This window comes from Methylobacterium indicum, assembly GCF_001043895.1.
GTDB lineage: Bacteria > Pseudomonadota > Alphaproteobacteria > Rhizobiales > Beijerinckiaceae > Methylobacterium > Methylobacterium indicum.
Genome location: NZ_JTHF01000090.1, coordinates 1 through 20,324 on the forward strand (window position 1 = coordinate 1; position 20,324 = coordinate 20,324).

15 protein-coding genes are annotated in these 20,324 nt (G+C 70.1%); 11 read left to right on the forward strand and 4 right to left on the reverse strand.

Annotated features, from left to right (window positions below; genetic code table 11):
• Nucleotides 1–265: CAP domain-containing protein (locus tag QR78_RS11095; RefSeq protein WP_048427580.1), on the forward strand; the 265-nt coding region annotated here is incomplete at its 5' end.
• A gap of 45 nt (nucleotides 266–310) precedes the next feature.
• Here the strand turns inward: QR78_RS11095 and QR78_RS11100 are convergent.
• The 3 genes from QR78_RS11100 to QR78_RS11110 form a co-directional block, all read right to left on the reverse strand.
• On the reverse strand, nucleotides 311–1,264 hold the full coding sequence (locus QR78_RS11100; protein ID WP_048427581.1) for a class I SAM-dependent methyltransferase: 954 nt from the start codon (nucleotides 1,262–1,264) through the stop codon (nucleotides 311–313).
• Nucleotides 1,265–1,344: 80 nt separating this feature from the next.
• Complete coding sequence (locus QR78_RS11105; protein WP_048427582.1) at nucleotides 1,345–2,178, reverse strand: OmpA/MotB family protein; 834 nt, start codon at nucleotides 2,176–2,178, stop codon at nucleotides 1,345–1,347.
• Nucleotides 2,179–2,282: 104 nt separating this feature from the next.
• Nucleotides 2,283–3,056, reverse strand: a complete 774-nt coding sequence (locus QR78_RS11110; protein WP_048427583.1) for a motility protein A — start codon at nucleotides 3,054–3,056, stop codon at nucleotides 2,283–2,285.
• 277 nt (nucleotides 3,057–3,333) lie between these two features.
• On the opposite strand from QR78_RS11110, the gene QR78_RS11115 reads away from it, so the two are divergent.
• Nucleotides 3,334–5,112, forward strand: a complete 1,779-nt coding sequence (locus QR78_RS11115) for a glucan ABC transporter ATP-binding protein/ permease (protein ID WP_048427584.1) — start codon at nucleotides 3,334–3,336, stop codon at nucleotides 5,110–5,112.
• A 1,855-nt stretch (nucleotides 5,113–6,967) separates the two neighbouring features.
• Here QR78_RS11115 and QR78_RS11120 read toward each other — a convergent pair.
• Entirely contained in the window at nucleotides 6,968–7,669 is a 702-nt protein-coding gene (locus QR78_RS11120) for an IclR family transcriptional regulator (protein WP_048427585.1), read from the reverse strand.
• A 192-nt stretch (nucleotides 7,670–7,861) separates the two neighbouring features.
• Here QR78_RS11120 and QR78_RS11125 point away from each other — a divergent pair, with 192 nt between their 5' ends.
• From QR78_RS11125 to QR78_RS11165, 9 genes are all read left to right on the forward strand, one after another.
• Nucleotides 7,862–9,196, forward strand: coding sequence for an MFS transporter (locus QR78_RS11125; RefSeq protein ID WP_048427586.1), 1,335 nt, complete (start codon nucleotides 7,862–7,864; stop codon nucleotides 9,194–9,196).
• 17 nt (nucleotides 9,197–9,213) lie between these two features.
• Nucleotides 9,214–12,279 (forward strand): D-2-hydroxyglutarate dehydrogenase YdiJ, encoded by a 3,066-nt coding sequence (gene ydiJ / locus QR78_RS11130; protein WP_048427587.1) that lies wholly within the window; start codon nucleotides 9,214–9,216, stop codon nucleotides 12,277–12,279.
• 14 nt (nucleotides 12,280–12,293) lie between these two features.
• Nucleotides 12,294–13,208 (forward strand): DUF1932 domain-containing protein, encoded by a 915-nt coding sequence (locus QR78_RS11135; RefSeq protein WP_048427588.1) that lies wholly within the window; start codon nucleotides 12,294–12,296, stop codon nucleotides 13,206–13,208.
• Nucleotides 13,209–13,441: 233 nt separating this feature from the next.
• The gene (locus QR78_RS11140; RefSeq protein WP_048427589.1) at nucleotides 13,442–14,116 is read left to right on the forward strand and encodes an RraA family protein; all 675 of its coding nucleotides are present in this window, start codon (nucleotides 13,442–13,444) and stop codon (nucleotides 14,114–14,116) included.
• 92 nt (nucleotides 14,117–14,208) lie between these two features.
• Nucleotides 14,209–15,483, forward strand: coding sequence for an MFS transporter (locus QR78_RS11145; RefSeq protein WP_048427593.1), 1,275 nt, complete (start codon nucleotides 14,209–14,211; stop codon nucleotides 15,481–15,483).
• Between the two features lie 31 nt (nucleotides 15,484–15,514).
• On the forward strand, nucleotides 15,515–16,432 hold the full coding sequence (locus QR78_RS11150; protein WP_048427590.1) for an SMP-30/gluconolactonase/LRE family protein: 918 nt from the start codon (nucleotides 15,515–15,517) through the stop codon (nucleotides 16,430–16,432).
• 8 nt (nucleotides 16,433–16,440) lie between these two features.
• Nucleotides 16,441–17,385: an amidohydrolase family protein gene (locus QR78_RS11155; RefSeq protein ID WP_048427591.1), complete on the forward strand. Its 945-nt coding sequence runs from the start codon at nucleotides 16,441–16,443 to the stop codon at nucleotides 17,383–17,385.
• Nucleotides 17,386–17,502: 117 nt separating this feature from the next.
• Nucleotides 17,503–18,465, forward strand: a complete 963-nt coding sequence (locus tag QR78_RS11160) for an amidohydrolase family protein (RefSeq protein ID WP_048427592.1) — start codon at nucleotides 17,503–17,505, stop codon at nucleotides 18,463–18,465.
• 156 nt (nucleotides 18,466–18,621) lie between these two features.
• Nucleotides 18,622–20,280 carry an ISL3 family transposase gene (locus QR78_RS11165; protein ID WP_048427594.1) on the forward strand — a complete coding sequence of 553 codons (1,659 nt, stop codon included), beginning with the start codon at nucleotides 18,622–18,624 and terminating at the stop codon, nucleotides 20,278–20,280.
• The last annotated feature ends 44 nt before the right edge of the window (nucleotides 20,281–20,324 follow it).

Here is a 20,324-nt window from a genome sequence, read left to right on the forward strand (position 1 = left end):
CGAGAGCGCCGCCATGGCGGCCGCCGGCCGCCCGAGCCAGGCCGACATCGTCAAGACCGTGGCGGCCCGGATGGGCTTCCCCGAGCCCGGCGCCAACCTCTCGGCCGGCTACCACACCCTCGCCGAGGCGTTTTCCGGCTGGCGCGAGAGCCCGTCCCACAACGCCGTGATGCTTGATCCGACCGCGACCCGGATGGGCATCGCGACGGCCTACGCGCCGGGCTCGAAGTACAAGGTGTATTGGGCGCTGCTGGTGGCGAAGTAGGCACCCGCCAAGACGGTCGACGGACTCGGCCGGTCCCCGCGCGTCTCACCCCGGCTTTCGCGCCACGCTCAAGAGGTTGCCGACGTTGAGCGCCACACCCCGCCCGCCGAGGCGGATCGTCTCCGCCGCGGCGAGGGAGGCCGGCTTCAACGGGCCGGGCAGGGGCAGCAGGCGCAGCCAGTAGCGCAGCGGGTAACGGTTGCGGATCGCCCCGATGGCGATGTCGCCAAATCCCGCCTCGCCGAGCAGCCGGCGCAGGCTCGCCGGGCAGAAGAGCTGCATGTGCTCGATGTCGATGATCGGCGAGCGGCGGCCGAGCAGCCGGTTGATCGGCGCCCGGTAATCGTGGGTCACGAAGGCGATCAGCCCGCCGGGCCGCAGGAGGTCGTAGGCGGCCCGGGTCAGGGCGCGGGGATCGGGGACGTGCTCCAGGGTCTGGAAGCAGCAGATCAGGGACAGGCTGCCGGGGGCGTGCTCGCCGGGCTCGAACACCCCGATCCGCAGATGCGGGCGGAGGTCGGCCGGGGCGGCTTCCGCCGCGGCGTGCGAGGGCTCGATCCCGATCACCTCGGCAAAGCCCAGCCGCTGCAGGTCGCGCAGAAAGATCCCGCTCCCGGCGCCGATCTCGAGGGCGGTGCCGCCGCGATGCGCCGGGCGCAGATACGGCGCCAGGGCCTCGGCGTAGGTGCGGGCGGCGAAGCGCGCCTCCTCGGCGCTGTCGTAGCCGGCCTCCCGGTAGGCGTGGGCGAGGGCCTCGGCGCTCGGGGCCTCGGCGGCGAACACGGTCTCGCACGTGCCGCAGCGCACGAGGCGGAACGACATGTATTCGGGCGGCTTGCGGGAGGCGAAGCTCAGCGTGCCGATCCGGGCCGGATCGATCGAGGCCGACAGGAAGGGATGCGCGCCGCGCTCCGGCGCGCCGCAGACCGGACAGTCGCGGCCCGTGAGCCCGTCGAGGAGCGCGGCCGGCGCGGTGGGATCAAGGCGGTCCGGGGTCACGGGCGCATCTCGTCTGTCGCGGGGTGGCGGGAGGGGAGGGCGCGCCGCGATTCCCGCGGGCGCCTCCGGGCAGAGCCCGCTTACGGGAACCCCAGGCCCCGCGGGGTCGGCGGCGCCTCGTTCATCAGCGTCACGGTCACCCGGCGGTTCGCCGGCAGGTAGGGATTGTCGGGAAACAGCGGCTCGGTGTCGGCCTTGCCGGAGACCGAGGCGAAGCGGTCGGCGGGCAGGCCGTTGCTCGCCAGGATCTCCCGCACGCTGACGGCGCGGCCGGCGGACAGCTCCCAGGGCGGGGCGGCGGAGCGGCGGCCGGGACGGTCGGCGGCGGTGTAGCCGGTCACCGCGATGCGGTTGGGCAGCCGGCGCAGGGTCGGGACGATCCGTTCCAGCACCTGGCGGGTGCGGTCGTTCGGCCGGGTCGAGCCCTCGGGGAACATCGAGCGGTTGTCCTGGTCGACGAGCGAGATGTCGAGGCCCCGCGCCGTCACCTCGATGACGATGCTCTTCGACAATTCGGCGATCTCGGGCAGGTCCTGCAGCGCCTGGCGCAGGGACGTCATGGCGAGGCCGAAGCCGTCCTTGTAGCCGTTATGCGAGATGCCGTCGGCCAGCACCTCGTCGTCGGTCGGCGGCTCGGCCCGGTCGGAAGCCTTCTCGGGCGGGATGTCGCGGACGTCGCGCAGCTTGGTGGCCGAGGGCAGGCCGTTCTTCTCGATGATGCCGTTGAAGCGCGATTCCCGGTTGGTGCCGAAGGCGTCGCGCATCGAGCCCGCCACCGCCTGGAGCTTCTTCTGGTCCTGGGTCGAGTAGGCGGCGATCATGACGAAGAAGCTCATCAACAGCGCCATCAGGTCCGCGAAGGTCACGAACCAGCCGTGACCGCCATGGGCCCCGCCCCGCTTCTTTCTGGCCACCGCTCAGGTCTCCTCGAAGGGCGAATGCCCGTGGTGCGGGCCGCCTGCCGGCCCCGTCCGCGCGGTGCGTCAGGCCGCCTCGGCGGCCATGTCCTCACGGTGCGTCAGGCCGCCTCGGCGGCCATGTCCTCACGATGATTGTGCGGCAGGTAGGCGATCAGCATCTCGCGCACGAGCGACGCGCTCTTGGCGTCGCGGATCAGCAGCACCCCGTCGATGATGAGGGAGCGCGACACGTCCTCTTCCTCGAGCTTGACGTGGAGCTTGTCGGCGATCGGCAGGGTGATCATGTTGGCGATGAGCGCGCCGTAGAGCGTGGCGAGCAAAGCGGTCGCCATGGCGGGGCCGAGCTTCGAGGGGTCCGACATGTTGGCGAACATCGTCACCATGCCGAGAATCGTGCCGATCATGCCCCAGGCCGGGGCGCAGTCGCCGAAGGCGCGGTAGACCTTCGAGCCCTCGTCGAGATGCATCAGGAAGTTGTCGCGGTCGCGCTCCATCGTGTCGCGGATGAACTCGCGGTCGTAGCCGTCGGCGATGTAGCGCACGCCCTGCGCCAGGAACGGGTCCGAGATCTCGAGGCTCTCCAGCGCCATCGGGCCCTGGCGCTTGACCACGTCGGCGATCTTGGTGATCTCGTCGATCAGGTCGCGCGGGCGGATCGCCCGCATGTTGAAGGCGTAGCGCAGGCCCATCGGCACGCCGTGGACGATGACCGAGAACGGGAAGCGCAGCATGGTCGCGGCGGTGGCGCCGCCGAAGATCACGATCACCGCGTGCTTGTCGAAATAGGCGGCGAAGTTGCCGCCGTCGATCATGATCAGCACGAACACGACCGCGATGCCGCCGACGAGGCCGGCGCCGGTTGCGATATCCATCTGGGTTCGGCCTCTTCATGCGCCGCCGCACGTCCCCGGTCGCAGGGCGTGGGCCGGACGTCGCGTGTGTCCTGGCGTCAGATTACGTCCAACAGGCTCAACGAAGCGTAAAGGTGCCCGCCGCCGCGACCCTGCGCCGTCATGCGCCGTTCAGCGAGAACCCGTTAAGACATCGTCCATGCGATCGAACGGCCGCCACAACAAGGCCGCGCGCGGGGCAGGCGGCGGGCGAGGGCCAGGGCCGCGGACAGGGTCATTTCATCAGGGTTCACCGTCCATGCGGTTGATCAGGCTCTACGTTCGGGTCATGGGCCAGCTCGGGTCCGATCTGCGCCTCGGCGCGCTGCTCACCGCCGCCAACGTCGCCCTGGCGGTGGCGGCCTTCGCCGAGCCGGTCTTGTTCGGCCGCATCATCGACCGCCTCACCCACATGCCGGCCGGCGGCGCCGGCACGTCGAGCCTGCTCGGCCTCGTCGCCCTCTGGGTCGGGTTCGGGCTGTTCTCGATCGGGGCCGGGGTGCTGATCGCGCTCCATGCCGACCGGCTCACCCACCGCAGCCGGCTCACGGCGATGGCGAACTACTTCGAGCACGTCCTCGACCTGCCGCTCGCCTTCCACTCGGCCAACCATTCCGGCCGGGTGCTGAAGGCGATGCTGGAGGGGACGAGCGGCATGGCGGCGACCTGGCTCGGCTTCTTCCGCGACCATTGCGCGGCGCTCGTCTCCCTCGTCGTGCTCCTGCCGATGACGCTCTTCCTCAACTGGCAGCTCGGCTCGATCCTGGTCGCCCTGATGGTGGTGTTCACCGCGCTCACCACCTTCGTCCTGCGCCGCACCGAGACCCTGCAGGGCGAGGTCGAGGCCTATCATTCGGGCCTCGCGGCGCATGCCTCCGACGCGCTCGGCAACGTCGCGGTGATCCAGTCCTTCACCCGCGCCAAGGCCGAGAAGGAGGCGATGCACGGCATCATCCGCGATCTCCTCGCGGCCCAGATCCCGGTCCTGTCCTGGTGGGCGCTCGCCTCGGTCGCCACCCGCGCCTCGGCGACCCTGACCATGACGGCGATCTTCGTCACCGGCATCGTGCTGCACGGCCATGGGCTGGCGACCGTCGGCGACGTCGTGTCGTTCATGAGCCTCGCCACCATGCTGGTCGCCCGGCTCGATCAGGTCGTCGCCTTCGTCAACAGCCTCTTCTTGCAGGCGCCGAAGATGCAGGAATTCTTCGAGATCCTCGACACGGTGCCGGCCGTCCACGACCGGCCCGGCGCCAGGTCAGTGGCGCGGCTCGACGGCGACGTGGCGTTCGAGAACGTGCGCTTCTCCTATGACGGCCGCCGCCCGGCGCTGGACGGGGTGTCGTTCACGGCCCGCGCCGGCGAGACCGTGGCGCTCGTCGGCACCACCGGCTCGGGCAAGTCGACGACGCTGGGGCTTCTCCACCGTGCCTTCGACCCCGATGCCGGCACGATCCGCATCGACGGCGAGGATCTGCGCGACATCGGCCTCTCGTCGCTGCGCCACAACATCGGCGTGGTGTTCCAGGAGCCGATGCTGTTCGCCCGCTCGATCCGCGAGAACCTCCAGGTCGGCCGGCCCGACGCCACCGATGCCGAGATGCTCGATGCGCTGGAGCGCGCCCAGGCCTCCGAGTTCATGGCGCGCCAGCCCGACGGGCTCGACACGGTCATCGGCGAGCGCGGCCGCTCGCTGTCCGGCGGCGAGCGCCAGCGCCTCTCGATCGCCCGGGCGCTCCTGAAGAACCCGCCGGTCCTGATCCTCGACGAGGCGACGAGCGCCCTCGACGCCACCACCGAGCGCAAGCTCCAGGGCGCGCTGGACGCCGTGATGGAGGGGCGCACCACCTTCGTGATCGCCCACCGCCTCGCGACGATCCGCGACGCCGACCGCATCCTGGTCTTCCACGAAGGCCGCATCGTCGAGAGCGGCACCTTCGACGAACTGGTAGCCGAGGGCGGCCGCTTCGCCGCCCTCGCCCGGGCCCAGTTCATGGCCGCGGCCGAGCCCGAGGCGGATTACGCCCTGGCGGCGTGAGGCAGGGGGGCGGGATCCCGCCCCCCGCTCGGTCCGGCCCCTCGCGGTTCGCCCGGATGGGGGGCGGATCGCCCCGGGTGGCATCGACGGATGTCCCATCCTCCGCGTCTTTCCGGGGCCGCGACAGCGGCGCCCGGACTCCGGAACCGCGGAGGGCCGAGGACGGAACGGCCGAGATTTAGGTTCATCACCGTACGGCCGAATGTCCGAATTCCGCTCTATACTCCGCGGCCCTGGAACGGAGTGGAGCGTATTTGTTCCGTCGAGCCGGTCGCACGGGCTCGTGGGGGCGCCTGACTTTTTTTCGAACGCTTGATCACTTTTCATATCGGCGATCCCGGGACGGTGCGCTCGATCACCGCTCCGCCGACATTCTTGGCCAGGTCGGCGATCCATACCCTCCGTCGCTGACCTGATGGTTCGATCTTCTTCCTGATCTGTCCAATACCCCGATCCCGAGGATCGGGCCGATATGCCTTATGGATAGATGGATGATTGTCCGGGTGTATGGCGTATCGACTTCGAACGGTCGGCGAAGATCTCAAATTTGATATTGGTTTATTTCTCAGGTGCTGCATGTCTGCTTGTATGCAAGCAACAATCAGCAACACGATCCTGCGTCGGAACGCGAACGCGCAGCCATCCATAACGGCGCCTTAACAATTTCGTGGGCAAATTTCACACGGACCCCTTGCGGGTCCATGTCGCAAGATCCCGTTCGCGAGAACCGCATGAGTAGGATCTCCAGCGCGTCGACCCCTCAGCCTTACGCGCGGCGTCTCCCGCCATCGCCGCGGGGTTCCGACAACGACAGGATGACAGCCCACGCACCGCCCACGTCGCCTCGCGCCGAGCCAGACCGAACTCCGGCCGCACCGTGTTCGCCGCCGCAAGCCGCCATAACGCGCCCGCGCGCACCCCCGCCCGCCGCCCTAGCGCGTCGATTGAGACGTAGGGTTCGTCCCCTCGGGTCAGGACCAGCCGCGCCCCATCCCGGTTCGACAGCTCTCGCCCGTGCATAGGCCCAGACGCAGTGCGAGCCAGCGCCCGGCCGCCGGCTCCAGCGTGCAGTCCTACTGGGAGGCGTTCACGCAGACGAGGCGCACGATCACCCTATGCTCGCCCGCGTCCCGCACCAGCTGCATCGGGATCGTACGCGGTCAGGGTAAGCCGTGCGCGGGCGCGACGAAGGTCCGTCGACCCGGCGGGGGCGAGCTGCAGCTCGTGGGCTGCGTCGGAGACCGTCTGTCGGCAGAATGCCGCTGATCAGATGTGCCAAGTTTCAGACGCTTGGCGTGGCCGCAATCGGCGCGAGCACGGTACACGACACTGGCCGAGAACCGTGCAGCCAAGCTCCATGACCCATTGCAAACCACCCCCTTTTCCGGACGACTGAAGCGAAGCGGAAGGAGATCCGGAATCCAGCACGAAAAGCCGCGAAGCGTCTCATTGTCTGCGACGGTGCAACAGGTTGAGCCGCTTCGCGGCATGTCCTCTGCTGGATCCCGGATCTCCTTCCGCTGACGCTCCAGTCGTCCGGGAAAGGGGGTGGAACGCCCGCGTGGTGGCCTCCACTTTCTTCAATGTCGTGTACCGTGCGGCGCGAGAACGGCGATGGGTCCATCCGGGTTGTCCTGTCGCTTCTGGTAGGTTCGGCGGTTGCGGGCCGTCGTTGTCGCCTGCGCCTGTGCCTCGAGGCGCCGGAGCCGGAGGTCGGCGAGGTCGCTCAGCAGACCAGGCGGCATGCGAACAACTGACCCAAAGCCGCTTCTGCGCCTCCTCGGCGCCCACGTCAGGAAGGCAGCACAATCCGGACCTTCGCTGCGGCGACGGTGACGGGCGGCCGTGCCTCGCTTCACATCTGTGCTCCCAGCTCGACCGACAGACGCTCGGCGGCGTCCCGGAGCCTCGGCGCCAGGAGACCGGCCCGCTCGGTGCTGAGGCGCGAGGACGGGCCGGACAGCGCGAGGGCTCCGATCAGCCGGCGCCCGGCGCCGAAGATCGGCATCGCCAGGGAGGCGACGTGGGGATCGGTGATCCCCGAGGTGTAGAGCGGTAGTGTGGGTGCCGCTGCCGGGTCCACCCGATCGCCGAAGGTCGCCAGCACCTGGGCGATGGCCGATCGGTCCATCGGACGCATGTCGCCCGGCCGGACGTTCATGCGCAGAGGATAGGGCGAGTCGGCCCGGAACAAGCATAGTCTCTGATTGCCGCGGCGAATGTAGAACGAGGCCGTCTCCATCGACTCGGCGGCCAGGCGCTCCAGCACCGGCACCACCCGTTCCTCCAGCGCGAAGGATTGCTGGTAGACCGAGCCGATCCGCGCCGCCTCGACGCCGAGGCGGTAGCGCCCGTCGTCCAGCCGCTCGATCAGGCCGAACTTCTCGAGCGAGATGCACAGCCGCATGATGGTGCTCTTCACCAGGTCCGTGCGCCGGGCGAGTTCCGTCAGTTCGAGCGCGTCGTCGCCGCGCTGAAACGCGGTCAGGACGGTCAGCACCCGCTCGGCCGAGGCGACGCCTTCGAGCTTGGGTCTCGGTCGGGCCTCTTTCGGCATTCGTCTCACGCTCACGGGTCTTGCGGGCTTCGCGGTCGCATCCCTTAGCGGCGCCACGCGCTGCCGCCAAACCACCCGAACGGCCCGCCCCGCCTGCGGCAATCGCGCAGGATTCGACGCGCTTGACCCGTCCGGGCGACACCGCTACTCGAAAATGAAACGCCGTTGCAAAATCGGCAGGGAGCAAGCGTCATGACACGGGCGGGACCGGCACGGCCGGCATTCTCATCACCGGGTGCGGCGGACGAAGCGGCGCTGCATCGCAAGATGATGTGGCGGATCCTGCCGTTCCTGTTCGTCTGCTACGTGATCAGCTACCTCGACCGCGTGAATGTCGGCTTTGCCGCGCTGACGATGAACAAGGATATCGGCCTCACGGCGACCGCTTTCGGGGTCGGGGCCGGCCTGTTCTTCTTCGGCTACTTCATCGCCGAGATCCCCAGCAACCTGATCATGATGCGCGTCGGGGCCCGGATCTGGATCGCCCGGATCATGATCACCTGGGGCTTGGTCTCGGCGGCGACCGCCTTCGTCACCGGCCCGGTGCAGTTCGGCATCGCGCGCTTCCTGCTGGGCCTGGGCGAGGCCGGGTTCGTGCCGGGCGTTTTTCTGTACCTGAGCCTGTGGTTTCCCTCGGCGGTGCGGGCTCGCGCCACCGCCCTGTTCCTGCTCGGCATCCCGGTCGCCAACATCGTCGGCTCGCCGATTTCCGGCGCGCTGATCCAGCTCGAAGGGTTCGGCCTCAAGGGCTGGCAGTGGCTCCTGATCCTCGAGGCGGTGCCGGCGGTGGCTCTGGGCATCGCCTGCCTGTTCGTCCTGACCGACCGGCCCGAGAAGGCGGCCTGGCTGTCGCAGGCGGAGCGCGACGCCCTCGTCGCCACGCTCGCGGCCGAGAAGGCGGCGATCGAGCGGAAGCACACGATGACGCTCGCCCAGGCGCTGCGGAACTGGCGCGTCCTGATGCTGGCCTGCATCAACTTCTGCGCCATCGTCGGATCCCTCGGCATCGGCCTGTGGCTGCCGCAGATCATCAAGCAGCTCGGCCTCGCCACCTCCCTCGTCGGGGTGGTGACGGCGATCCCCTATGTCTGCGGCGCGGTCGCCATGGTGGTGTGGGGCCGGATGTCGGATCGCGGCAGCGACCGGACGATCTACCCGGCGATCTCGCTCTTCGTCGGCGCGGCCGCCCTGGTGGCGAGCGCCGTCACGCCGACGCCGGTCCTCACCATCGCGGCGCTCTGCGTGGCGGTGATGGGCATCAACTCCTTCGTCGCCACCTTCTGGGCGGTGCCGTCGAGCTTCCTCACCGGGCGGGCGGCCGCCGGCGGGATCGCCATGATCGTGTCGATCGGCAATCTCGGCGGCTTTGCCGGGCCGTACATGATCGGCCTCGTGCGCGACCTCTCGGGCGGGTTCACCGCGCCCCTCGTCGCCGTCGGCGCCTGCCTGCTGGTCGGGGCGGTCCTGATGCTCGCCTTCGGCCGCAAGGTCCGGCAGGCCGACGGGCCCGTCGCGGTCGCGGCCTGATCCGGGGTGCTGCCATCATGATCCCGCGCCTCGCTTCCCTTCCCGAGACGGCGCCGCTCCACGCGGCCTTCTGCGCCGAATTGCGGGCGCGGGGCTTTGCCGGCGATCTCTCCCTGTCGGGCGCCGACCGCACCGTGCTGGCGACCGACAACTCGATCTACCAGCTCACCCCGCAGGCGGTGGCTTTCCCGCGCGACCGCGACGACCTCGTGCGGATCGCCAGGCTGCTCTCCGAGGACCGGTTCGCCGGGATGCGGATCGCGCCCCGGGGCGGGGGCACCGGCACCAACGGCCAGTCCCTCACCGACGGGCTCGTGGTCGACCTGTCGCGGCACATGAACCGGATCCTGTCGATCGATCCGCAAGGCCGCACGGTCCGGGTCGAGGCCGGCGTGGTCAAGGACCAGCTCAACGCGGCCCTCAGACCCCACGGGCTGTTCTTCGCCCCCGAGCTCTCGACCTCGAACCGCGCCACGATCGGGGGCATGATCTCGACCGATGCCTGCGGACAGGGCTCGTGCCTCTATGGCAAGACCCGCGACCACGTGCGGGCGCTCACCACGATCCTCTCCGACGGCACGGTCTGGCAGTCCGAACCCCTCGACGCGGCCGGGCTCGCCGCGGTGCAGGCGCGGGGCGACCGGGCCGGGGCCATCCACCGCGAGCTCGACCGGATCCAGCGCGAGAACGCCGCGCTGATCGCCGAGATTTTCCCGCCCCTCAACCGCTGCCTGACCGGCTACGACCTCGCCCACATCCGGCGTCCCGACGGGCGCTTCGACCTCAACGCCGTCCTGTGCGGCTCGGAAGGCACGCTGGGCTTCCTGGCCGAGGCGACGCTCGCCGTCCTGCCGCTGCCGAGCCACGTGGCGCTCGTCAACCTGCGCTACGGCAGCTTCGACGCGGCGTTGCGCGACGCGCGGGCGCTCAGCAGCCTCGCGCCGGCCTCGATCGAGACGGTCGATTCCAAGGTGCTGGCGCTGGCCCAGGGCGATTCGATCTGGGACGGCGTCGCCGCCTTCTTCCCCGAGGATGCCGGCGAGCGGGCGCGCGGCGTCAACCTCGTCGAGTTCGTCGGCGACAGCGAGGCCGCGGTCGAAGCGGCGCTCGCCCGCCTCACCGCCATGCTCGACGGAGATGAACCGGCCGCAAGGCGGCGTGGCTACACGGTGGCGCGGGGCGAGGCCGATGTCGGCCGGATCTGGACCATGCGCAAGAAGGCGGTCGGCCTCCTCGGCAACCAGAAGGGCGAGGCGCGCCCGATCGCCTTCGTGGAAGATACGGCGGTCCCGCCCGAGAACCTCGCCGACTTCATCGCCGCGTTCCGGGCCGTCCTCGACCGCCACGGCCTCGATTACGGCATGTTCGGCCACGTCGATGCCGGCGTGCTCCACGTCCGCCCGGCGATCGACATGAAGGCGCCGGGCGCGGAGAGCCTGGTGCGCGCGGTGACCGAGGAGGTCGTCGCGCTGACGCAAGCCTATGGCGGCCTGCTCTGGGGCGAACACGGCAAGGGCGTGCGCTCCGAGTTCTCGCCGCTTGTGTTCGGTCCGCTCTACCCGGCGCTCCAGGCGGTGAAGGCCGCCTTCGACCCGAGGAACCAGTTCAACCCGGGGAAGATCGCCGCGCCGGAGGGGGCGGCACTTCTCACGGTCGACGGCGTGCCGACCAAGGGCAGCCGCGACCGGGCAATCCCGGCCGAGGTGCGGGCCGGCTACGACGAGGCCCTGCACTGCAACGGCAACGGCGCCTGCTACTCCTGGGACCCGGACGAAGCGATGTGCCCGTCCTGGAAGGGCACCCGCGAGCGCCGGCACTCGCCCAAGGGCCGCGCCCAGCTGATGCGCGAGTGGCTGCGCCGGCTGGCGGTGCAGGGAGTCGACCCGCTGGCGGAGGCGCGGGCGTCACGATCCCGCCCGGGCTGGCTCGGGTTTCCGGCCCGCCTCGCCGCGACATTGCGCCGACGCGACGACGACTTCTCGCACGAGGTCCACGAGGCGATGGCCGGATGCCTCGCCTGCAAGTCCTGCACGGGCCTGTGCCCGATCAAGGTCGACGTCCCGACCTTCCGGGCGAAGTTCCTCGAACTCTATCACGGCCGCTACCTGCGGCCCCTGCGCCACCACGCCATCGCGGCCCTGGAGCCGCTGGCGCCCTGGCTCGCCAGGGCCCCGCGTCTCGTCAATGCCGCGACGGGGCTCGGGGCGGGGAGGGCGGTTGGCCTCGTTCATGCGCCGACGCTGTCAAAGCTCGATCTCGGGCGGGAGACGGCGCGGCGCGGCGTGACACCGGCCGAGGCGGACGTGCTCGTGCGGCTCTCGCCGGCCGAGCGGCTGTCGAGCGTGATCGTGGTGCAGGACGCCTTCACCAGCCACTACGACACCCCGGTCCTGCTGGCCCTCCTCGACCTGCTGATGGGCTTAGGGATCCGGCCCTGGCTCGCGCCGTTCCGCCCGAACGGCAAGCCGCTGCACGTCCACGGCTTCCTCGGGGCGTTCGAGCGGGTCGCCGCCCGCAATGTCGAGGATCTCGGCCGGCTCGCCGCGACCGGTGTGCCGCTCATCGGCCTCGACCCGTCGATGACCCTGACCTACCGCTCCGAGTACAAGCAGGCGCTGCCGGGGCGCGACCTGCCGCGGGTCGCGCTGGTGCAGGAATGGCTCGCCGCGCGCCTCGATACGCGCGCCGCCGCGGCGGACGGCGAGCCCTATCGTCTGCTGCCGCACTGCACCGAGCGGGCGACGGCGCAACCCGCCGTGGCGGCCTGGACGCAGGTCTTCCGGGCCTTCGGGTTGAATCTCGTGGTGCTGCCCGCGGGCTGCTGCGGCATGGCCGGCACCTACGGCCACGAGGCCGAGAACCGGGCGACCTCCGAACGCATCTACGGCCTCAGCTGGGCGAAGCCCGTGGCCGAGAGCGGCCGGACCGGCCGCCTCCTCGCCGACGGCTATTCGTGCCGCTCGCAAGTGAAGATCGTCGACGGCGTGCGGCTGCCGCACCCGGTCGAGATCCTGCGCGACCACCTCGCGAAACCGATCCCCGCGCCCCGCCTCGGCCCGGCGCGCCATTCCGAGACCATCTGAGACAGGAGACCATCATGGCAGAGCGCACGCAATTCCGGTTCGGCCTCGTCGGCTACGGCGAGATCGGCAGCACCCTCGGCGCCGGCCTTCGCGGCGCCGGCCTCGAGCGCATCACCTGCTACGACAAGTACGCCTTCGACGGACCCTATGCCGACCTGATCCAGGGCCGGGCGCGGGAGGCCGGGGTCACGCTGGTGCGCTCGAACGCCGAGCTCGCCGAGGCCGCCGACCTGATCGTCAGCGTGACGCCGGGCGTCGCCTCGCTCGAGAGCGCCGAGGCCTTCGCGCCGGTGCTGACGGGCCGCCATACCTTCCTCGACTTCGCCTCCGCCACCCCGAAGGTGAAGCAGGGCGTCGCCGAGCGGCTGTCGGCCACCGGCGCGCTCCTCGGCGACGGCGCGATCGAGGGCACGCCGCTCCACGGCTATTCGATGCGGATGCTGTCGAGCGGGCCGGCCGGCGAGCGGGTGCGCGACCTGCTGGTGCCCTGGGGGATGCAGATCGCCTTCATGGGCCCGGTGCTCGGCACGGCGTCCGGCATCAAGATCCTGCGCTCGGTGCTGATCAAGGGCATCGAGGCGCTGCACGACGAAATGCTGCTCGCCGCACGCCAGTACGGCATCGACGAGGTGGTGCTCGCCTCGGCCTCCAAGACCCTGGACCGGCCGTGGATGGACACGGTGAAGAGCCTGACCCCGTCGGGCGTCATCCACGCCAAGCGCCGGGCCGAGGAGCTGGAGATGTCGGCCGAGGCGGTGGCCGATTCCGGCGTCGAGCCGATCATGGCCCGGGCCATCGCCCAGCGCCTGCGCTGGAAGGAGAGCCTGGGGCTCAAGGACCACTTCAAGGGCCTCGTGCCGTCCACCTACCAGGAGGCCCTGGAGGCGATGGCCGAGAAGGCGGGGCTGAAACCTACCGGTGAGGCATGAGCCGACGCTCGACGCGATCCAAAACAGTATCGACATAGATCGTTCTATCCCAGTCGCGACTTCATCCTGAGTTGTCAGTTCATCGATGATGGACTGACCTCGAAGGAGGACTCCAGGTATCTTGGCGTATGCTGGAGGTCTCCTTCGAGGCTCGCTTCACTCGCACCTCAGGATGAGGTCGTGGGTGGGATGAGCTGCACAACGACAACCCGAATAACCCCGGAAACATCCCCATGCCCATCGGCTTCAAGATCCATCCCCGCACCCGGACTGTCGACGCCGCCACGGTCGAGAAGTTCAAGGCGATCGCGGTCGCCAACATCAGCGATTCGATGAGCCGCATGGTCCATGCCGGGCCGCGCCTGCGCCCGATGCATGGCGGCGGCGTGCTCTGCGGCGTCGCCCTCACGGTGCGGACGCGGCCCGGCGACAACCTGATGGTGCATGCCGCCCTCAACCGCGCCAAGCCCGGCGACGTCCTCGTCATCGATGCCGGCGGCGACCTCAGCAACGCGCTGATGGGCGAGCTGATGCTGGGCCACGCGCAACAGATCGGCGTCGCCGGCGTGGTGCTGAACGGCGCCGTGCGCGATCTCGGCTGGATCCGCGCCAACGCGCTGCCGGTCTTTGCCGCCGGCGTCACTCATCGCGGGCCCTACAAGGACGGGCCGGGCGAGGTGAACGTGCCGGTCGCCCTCGACGGGATGGTGATCGCGCCGGGCGACCTCATCGTCGGCGACGACGACGGCGTCGTCTGCGTGCCCTTCGACCAGGTCGAGGCGGTCTACGCCGCGGCGAACGCCAAGCAGCAGGGCGAGGCCAAGACCATGGCGGCGATCCGGGCCGGCACCGTCGACCGCTCCTGGGTCGAGCGCGCGCTCGAGAAGGCCGGCTGCGAAGGCCTCTGAACCACGCACGAAACCAAGAATCGGGAGGACGGGACGTGAGCGCCGCAACAGACGAGCCGCAGACCCTCGAGGCCGAGATCGAGGCAACGACCATGCGCCGGGTGATCCTCCGGCTCGTGCCGTTCCTGATGGTCTGCTACTTCTTCGCCCTGCTCGACCGGGTGAACGTGGGCTTCGCCGCCCTGCAGATGAACCAGGATCTGGGGCTCACCCCGGCGATGTTCGGCTTCGCCGCGAGCCTGTTCTTCGTCTCGTACTTCCTGGTCGAGGTGCCAAGCAACCTGGCCCTGCAGAAGGTCGGGGCGCGGCGCTGGATCGCCCGGATCATGATCACCTGGGGCTGCGTCACCATGGGCATGGCGCTCGTGACCGGGCCGCACTCGCTCTACGTCATGCGCTTCGGGCTCGGCGCGGCGGAGGCCGGGTTCTTCCCGGGCGCGATCCTCTACCTCACCTACTGGCTGCCGAGCCGGTACCGCGCCCGGGTGCTCGCCACCTTCACGGTCTCGATCCCGCTCGCGACCTTCCTCGGCTCGCCGCTCTCGGTCACCCTGCTCGAACTCGACGGTATCCTCGGCCTGCGCGGCTGGCAGTGGCTGTTCGTGCTGGAGGGGCTGCCGACGGTGCTGCTCGGCATCGCCTGCCTGTTCGTGCTGACCGACAGGCCGAAGGACGCGACCTGGCTCGCGCCCGACCAGCGGGCCTGGCTGGTCTCCCGCCTCGCCGAGGAGGCGGCGGGCAAGACCCCCGTCGGCCACATCTCGCTCTGGGGGCTGATGCGCAACCGGTACTTCCTCACCATGGCGCTGGTCTGCGCCGGTGCCTCGGCCACCGGCAGCACGCTCTCGGTCTGGCAGCCGCAGATCATCAAGTCGTTCGGGCTCACCAACCTCCAGACCGGCTTCGTCAACGCGGTGCCCTACGGCATCGCCACTGTCCTGATGATCCTGTGGGGCCGCCACTCGGACCGCCGTGCCGAGCGCACCTGGCACACCGCGATCCCGCTGCTGCTCGCCGGACTCGGCCTCGCCGTCCTCAACCTCGCCGGCGGCATCACGATGACGATCGTCGCGGTGTCCTTCGCCCTCGTCGGCGCCTACGCCTTCAAGGGGCCGTTCTGGGCCTTGTCGTCGGGCTGGCTCTCGGCCGGGACGCTCGCGGCGGGGCTCGCCGGCATCAACGCCATCGCCAACCTGATCGGCGGCGGCCTGATGGTGAACGTCGTCGGCCTGGTGAAGACCGCGACCGGCAGCTTCGCGCTGGGCCTTCTCCCAGTGGCGCTCCTCGACCTGGCGGCCGCGGTCAGCGTCGTGATGATCAGCCGCTCGCACGCCCGCTCCGTGCGGGCGCAGGCGGTCCCGGCCTGATCGCGCGGTCCCAACCTTTTCGAGGCCCCCGATGTACTTTTCTCCCCCGCCTTCCGTCACCGCCGAGATCTTCACCCGCCTGCCGGACCGCTACCGCGCACGAAAGCCGAGTGCCTGGGCCAACGCCAACCGCGGCGGCGAGGCGATCGATTCCTTCCTCGAAGGACCGGTCTTCGATCGCCAGGGCCGGCTCTACGTCACCGATATCCCGTACGGCCGCATCTTCCGGATCACGCCGGACGGGAGCTGGGACCTCGTCGCCGAGTATGACGGCTGGCCGAACGGGCTGAAGATCCACCGCGACGGGCGGATCTTCATCACCTGCTACAAGAACGGCCTCATGCTGCTCGATCCGGATTCGGGATTGGTGACGCCGTTCCTCGAGACCGCCGGCTCGGAGGGGTTCCGCGGCGTCAACGACCTCACCTTCGCGGAGAACGGCGATCTCTATTTCACCGACCAGGGCCAGACCGGCCTCCAGGACCCGACGGGCCGTGTCTACCGCCTGCGCCCCTCCGGCGAGCTAACCTGCCTGATCGACACCGTGCCGAGCCCGAACGGCATCGTGATCGACACCGCGATGAAGAGCCTGTTCGTCGCGGTGACCCGGGCGCAGCAGATCTGGCGCATCCCGCTCTCCGCGAGCGGCCTGGTGTCGAAGGTCGGGGTGTTCGCGCAGCTCCATGGCGGGATGGGCGGGCCGGACGGCATCGCCCTCGACGAGGAGGGCTGCCTGATCGTCGCCCATACGGGCTTCGGCTCGACCTGGCGCCTGTCGCCGGTGGCCGAGCCGCTGCTGCGGGTGAAGTCGCCCGCCGGCTTCTCGACCACCAACGTCGCGTATGGCGGCCCGGACCGGAAGACCCTGTTCATCACCGAATCCGCCACCGGCAGCATCCTGACCGCGCCGATGCCGGCTGCCGGCCAGCCCCTCTTCTCCCACGCCTGAGAGTGTCGATGAGCACGATGACGCGGCGCGACCACCTCGCGCTACTGGCGACCGGATCCGTTGCGGCCGGGTTCGCCCTCGGCGGCACGCCGGCCGCGGCCCAGGCCGTGCGCTGGTCCAGCGGCACCGAGAAGCCCCGGATCGCGGTGCCGGCGAACGCTACCGATTGCCACCACCACATCTACGATGCCCGCTTCCCCCCGGCGCCCGCCGCGACCCTGCGGCCGCCGGATGCGAGCATCGAGGATTACCGCGCGCTCCAGCGCCGGCTCGGGCTCACCCGCAACGTCGTGGTGCAGCCCTCGACCTACGGCACCGACAACCGATTGCTGGTGGAATCGGTGAAGGCCTTCGGGCCGAGCGCCCGCGGCGTCGCGATGCTCGATGCGAGTGTCACCGCCGACGAGCTGCGCCGCCTCGACGAGGCCGGCATCCGCGGCGTGCGCTTCGGCACGCGGCTGCCGGGCGGCGCGCCGATTACCGATCTCGAACCGGTCGCCCGCAAGATCGCCGATCTCGGCTGGCACATCCAGCTCGTCTCCGAGGGCGAGAAGATCATCGAGCTGCGCGACGTGCTGGAGCGTCTGCCGGTCCCGGTGGTGTTCGACCACATGGGCCACCTGCCCGAGCCCGCCGGGCCCGACCATCCGGGGTTCCGGGTCATCGCCGATCTGATCGCGACCCGCGGCGCCTGGGTGAAGCTCACCGGCGCCTACATCCTGTCGAAGTCCGGGCCACCGCTTTACGCGGATCGCAGCCGGCTTGCCCGCGCCTTCGTCGCGCTCGCGCCCGAGCGGCTGGTCTGGGGCTCCGACTGGCCGCACCCGACCGCCCCGGCCGAGGGCAAGCCGGACGATGCCGGCCTCCTCGACCTCCTGGCGGACTGGGCGCCCGATCCTGCCGTGCAGGCCAAGATCCTCGTCTCGAACCCGGCCCGGCTCTACGGATTCTGACGGGTTCCCGGACGAAGCGGCGCAATAAAGACAAGTCGCGGGATACCCTCTTCTGCACGGGAGAGGGGAGCTGCGCTCAATCTTCAAACAGCAGACAAGAACAGAAGGGAGGTCACCATGACGGCCGTGTTCAATCCGTCGCGACGCGACATGCTGAAAGCCGCCGGCGCTCTGGCCGCCGCCACCTTGCCCATCGGCGATGCCCTCGCCCAGATCGCCGTGCCGTTCTCGGCCGGCACCGAGCCGCCGAAGACCGCGGTGCCGGCCCACGCCTGCGACGCTCACATCCACATCTTCTCGATGCGTTTCCCCGCCTCAGCCCACTGGAAGGGCCAGCCGGTCGCCGACAGCGACGTCGCAGCCTACCGCCTGTTCCAGCAACGGATCGGGACCAGCCGCACGGTCGTCGTGACCCCGTCGACCTACGGCACCGACAACCGCGCCACCCTCGACGGCGTGGCGCAGCTCGGTGCGTCGGCCCGCGCGGTCGTGGTCGTCGACCTCGACGTGACCGAGGCCGAGCTGAAGGACATGGCCGCCCGCGGCGCGGTCGGCATCCGGGTCAACTTCGTCACCCCGCAATCCTGGGGCGTCACCACGGCCGAGCGCCTGGAGACGATGGCCCGGAAAGTCCATCCCCTCGGCTGGCACGTCCAGGTCTACATGACCGGCGACCAGATCGCCGACCATGCCGAGGTCCTGGCGCGCCTGCCGACCCCGCTCGTCATCGACCATCTCGCCCGCCTGCTGCCCGGGCAGGGGCTGAACCACCGCGCCGTCCCGGTCGTCCGCAAGCTCCTCGATGGCGGGCGGACCTGGATGAAGCTGTCGGGCGCCTACCTCAACACCACGAGCGGCCCGCCGGCCTACGCCGACGCGACCGAGGTCGCCCGGCTCTTCGCGAAGGCGGCGCCGGAGCGGATGGTCTGGGGCAGCGACTGGCCGCATCGCGGCGAGAAGCACATGCCGGACGATGCGGGGCTGCTCGACCTCCTCGCCGACTGGGCGCCGAGCGAGGCCGCCCGGCGGCGCATCCTCGTCGACAACCCGGCGACGCTTTACGGCTTCGGTAGGTCCTGAGCGGCGAGCCTTCAGCGAGGCGTGGGACTCTGAAGCCCCGCGCCGCGGCGTGACTGGGCTTGCCCCGGATCGATGGTTCTTGCTCGTTTTGCGTGGATGGCGGTGGATCGCCTCGGGCCGATGATGGTCCGATCCGCCCTCCCCATCGTGGAAGGCATGACCATTCCCTTCGCCGTCCCCGAGTGCCGCGTTGCGCATCTCGTCGAACGACACGACGATCACCTCGTCGTCCCGGTGCGACTGGACGCAGCCACAGGCTGCTGCCCAGAGTGCGGGCAGGCGAGCCGGTCCGTCCATGGCCGCTACCACCGCCATCCCGCCGACCTGCCGCTCTCGGCATCGCGGACCACGCTCCGCATCGAGGTGCGGCGGTTCTACTGCCTCAACCCGACCTGCCGACGCCGAACCTTCGCGCAGACGCCTACGGACCTCCTCGCACCGCGCGCCCGGCGCACGCGGCGGCTTTGCGAGGCACGGGCCAGGGTCGGCCGCGCCTGCGGCGGTGCAGGCGGCGCGCGTCTTCTCGCGCATCTCCACATGCCGGCCAGCCGCGCGACCGTGCTGCGGCTCGTCACACATCTGCCGATGCCCGATGCACCCGCTCCCATCCGGGTCGGCATCGACGACTGGGCGATCCGGAAAGGCAGCCGTTACGGCACGATCGTCGCCGACCTCGACCGTCGCCGCGTCGTCGATCTCCTGCCGGATCGCACGGCACCCACGGTGGCCGGCTGGCTCGAACGGCACTCCGGCGTCGCACTCGTCGCCCGGGATCGCTCGACCGAGTATGCCCGAGGCGCAAGCCTCGGCGCTCCCCAGGCGCAACAGGTCGCCGATCGCTGGCACCTTCTCACTAACATGCGGCAGGCCGTCGAACGCTGGCTCCAGGGCGCCCATGCCCGGTTGCGCAGCCTGCCGCTCCTCCCTGGCTCGACCGCTCGTCCCGCCCGACGCGACCGTGCCTGTGCCCGCTCGACGACGGAGTTGGAAGCGGGGGCACAGAGCCGGATGCGATGGCAGGTTGTCTACGACGAGGTCCGCCGCCGGCATGCCGGCGGTGAGCCCCTGCTCGGGATCGCCCGTGCCCTGGGGCTGGCCCGTGCGACGGTGCGCAAGTATGCGAGCGCCGAGACGTTCCCGGCGCGGCTGCCTCACGGTGCCGGGCCGAGCCTCCTTGATCCGCACATCCCATACCTGGCGGCTCGGATCGACGAGGGCTGCGAGAACGCCATGGCCCTGTGGCGAGAGATCCGGGAGCAGGGCTATCCGGGGACGAGCCGGCAAGTGCATCGCTTCGTCGCCGAGCGCCGAACGCGGCCGGTCCGATCAGGCCGCAAACTCCGCTGTGCCAAGGCCTGCGCCTCGGAGCCGCCTGTCTCGGAAGCCTCGTTGCCGCCAGCACGGCAGTTGGCCTGGCTGCTCGTGCAGCCGACCGCGGTGTTGGATGAGGGCGACGCAGTTGTGGTGAGCCGCGTCGAGCAGGACGACACCGCGCAGGCCGTCGCGGGACTGGCCCGCCGCTTCACCGCACTCGTGCGCGCCGCCGGGAAGGGCAAGCCCTTGGCCGATGATCAGGACGCCGCTGCAGACATCGTGGCTTGGATCACGAAGGCCCGGACCTGTGAGGCTTCTGCGATTGCGACGTTCGCCGCGGGATTGGAGGCGGACATCGCTGCCGTCCGGGCTGCTCTCACGGAGCCATGGAGTAGCGGCCAGGCCGAAGGCCAGGTCAATCGGCTCACGCTCATCAAGCGCCAGTGCTACGGACGGGCAGGCCTCGATCTCCTGAAGCGCCGCATGGTTGTTGCCGCCTGATCCACGCAAAGTGAGCAAGAATCACAGAAACGGGGCAATCCCAG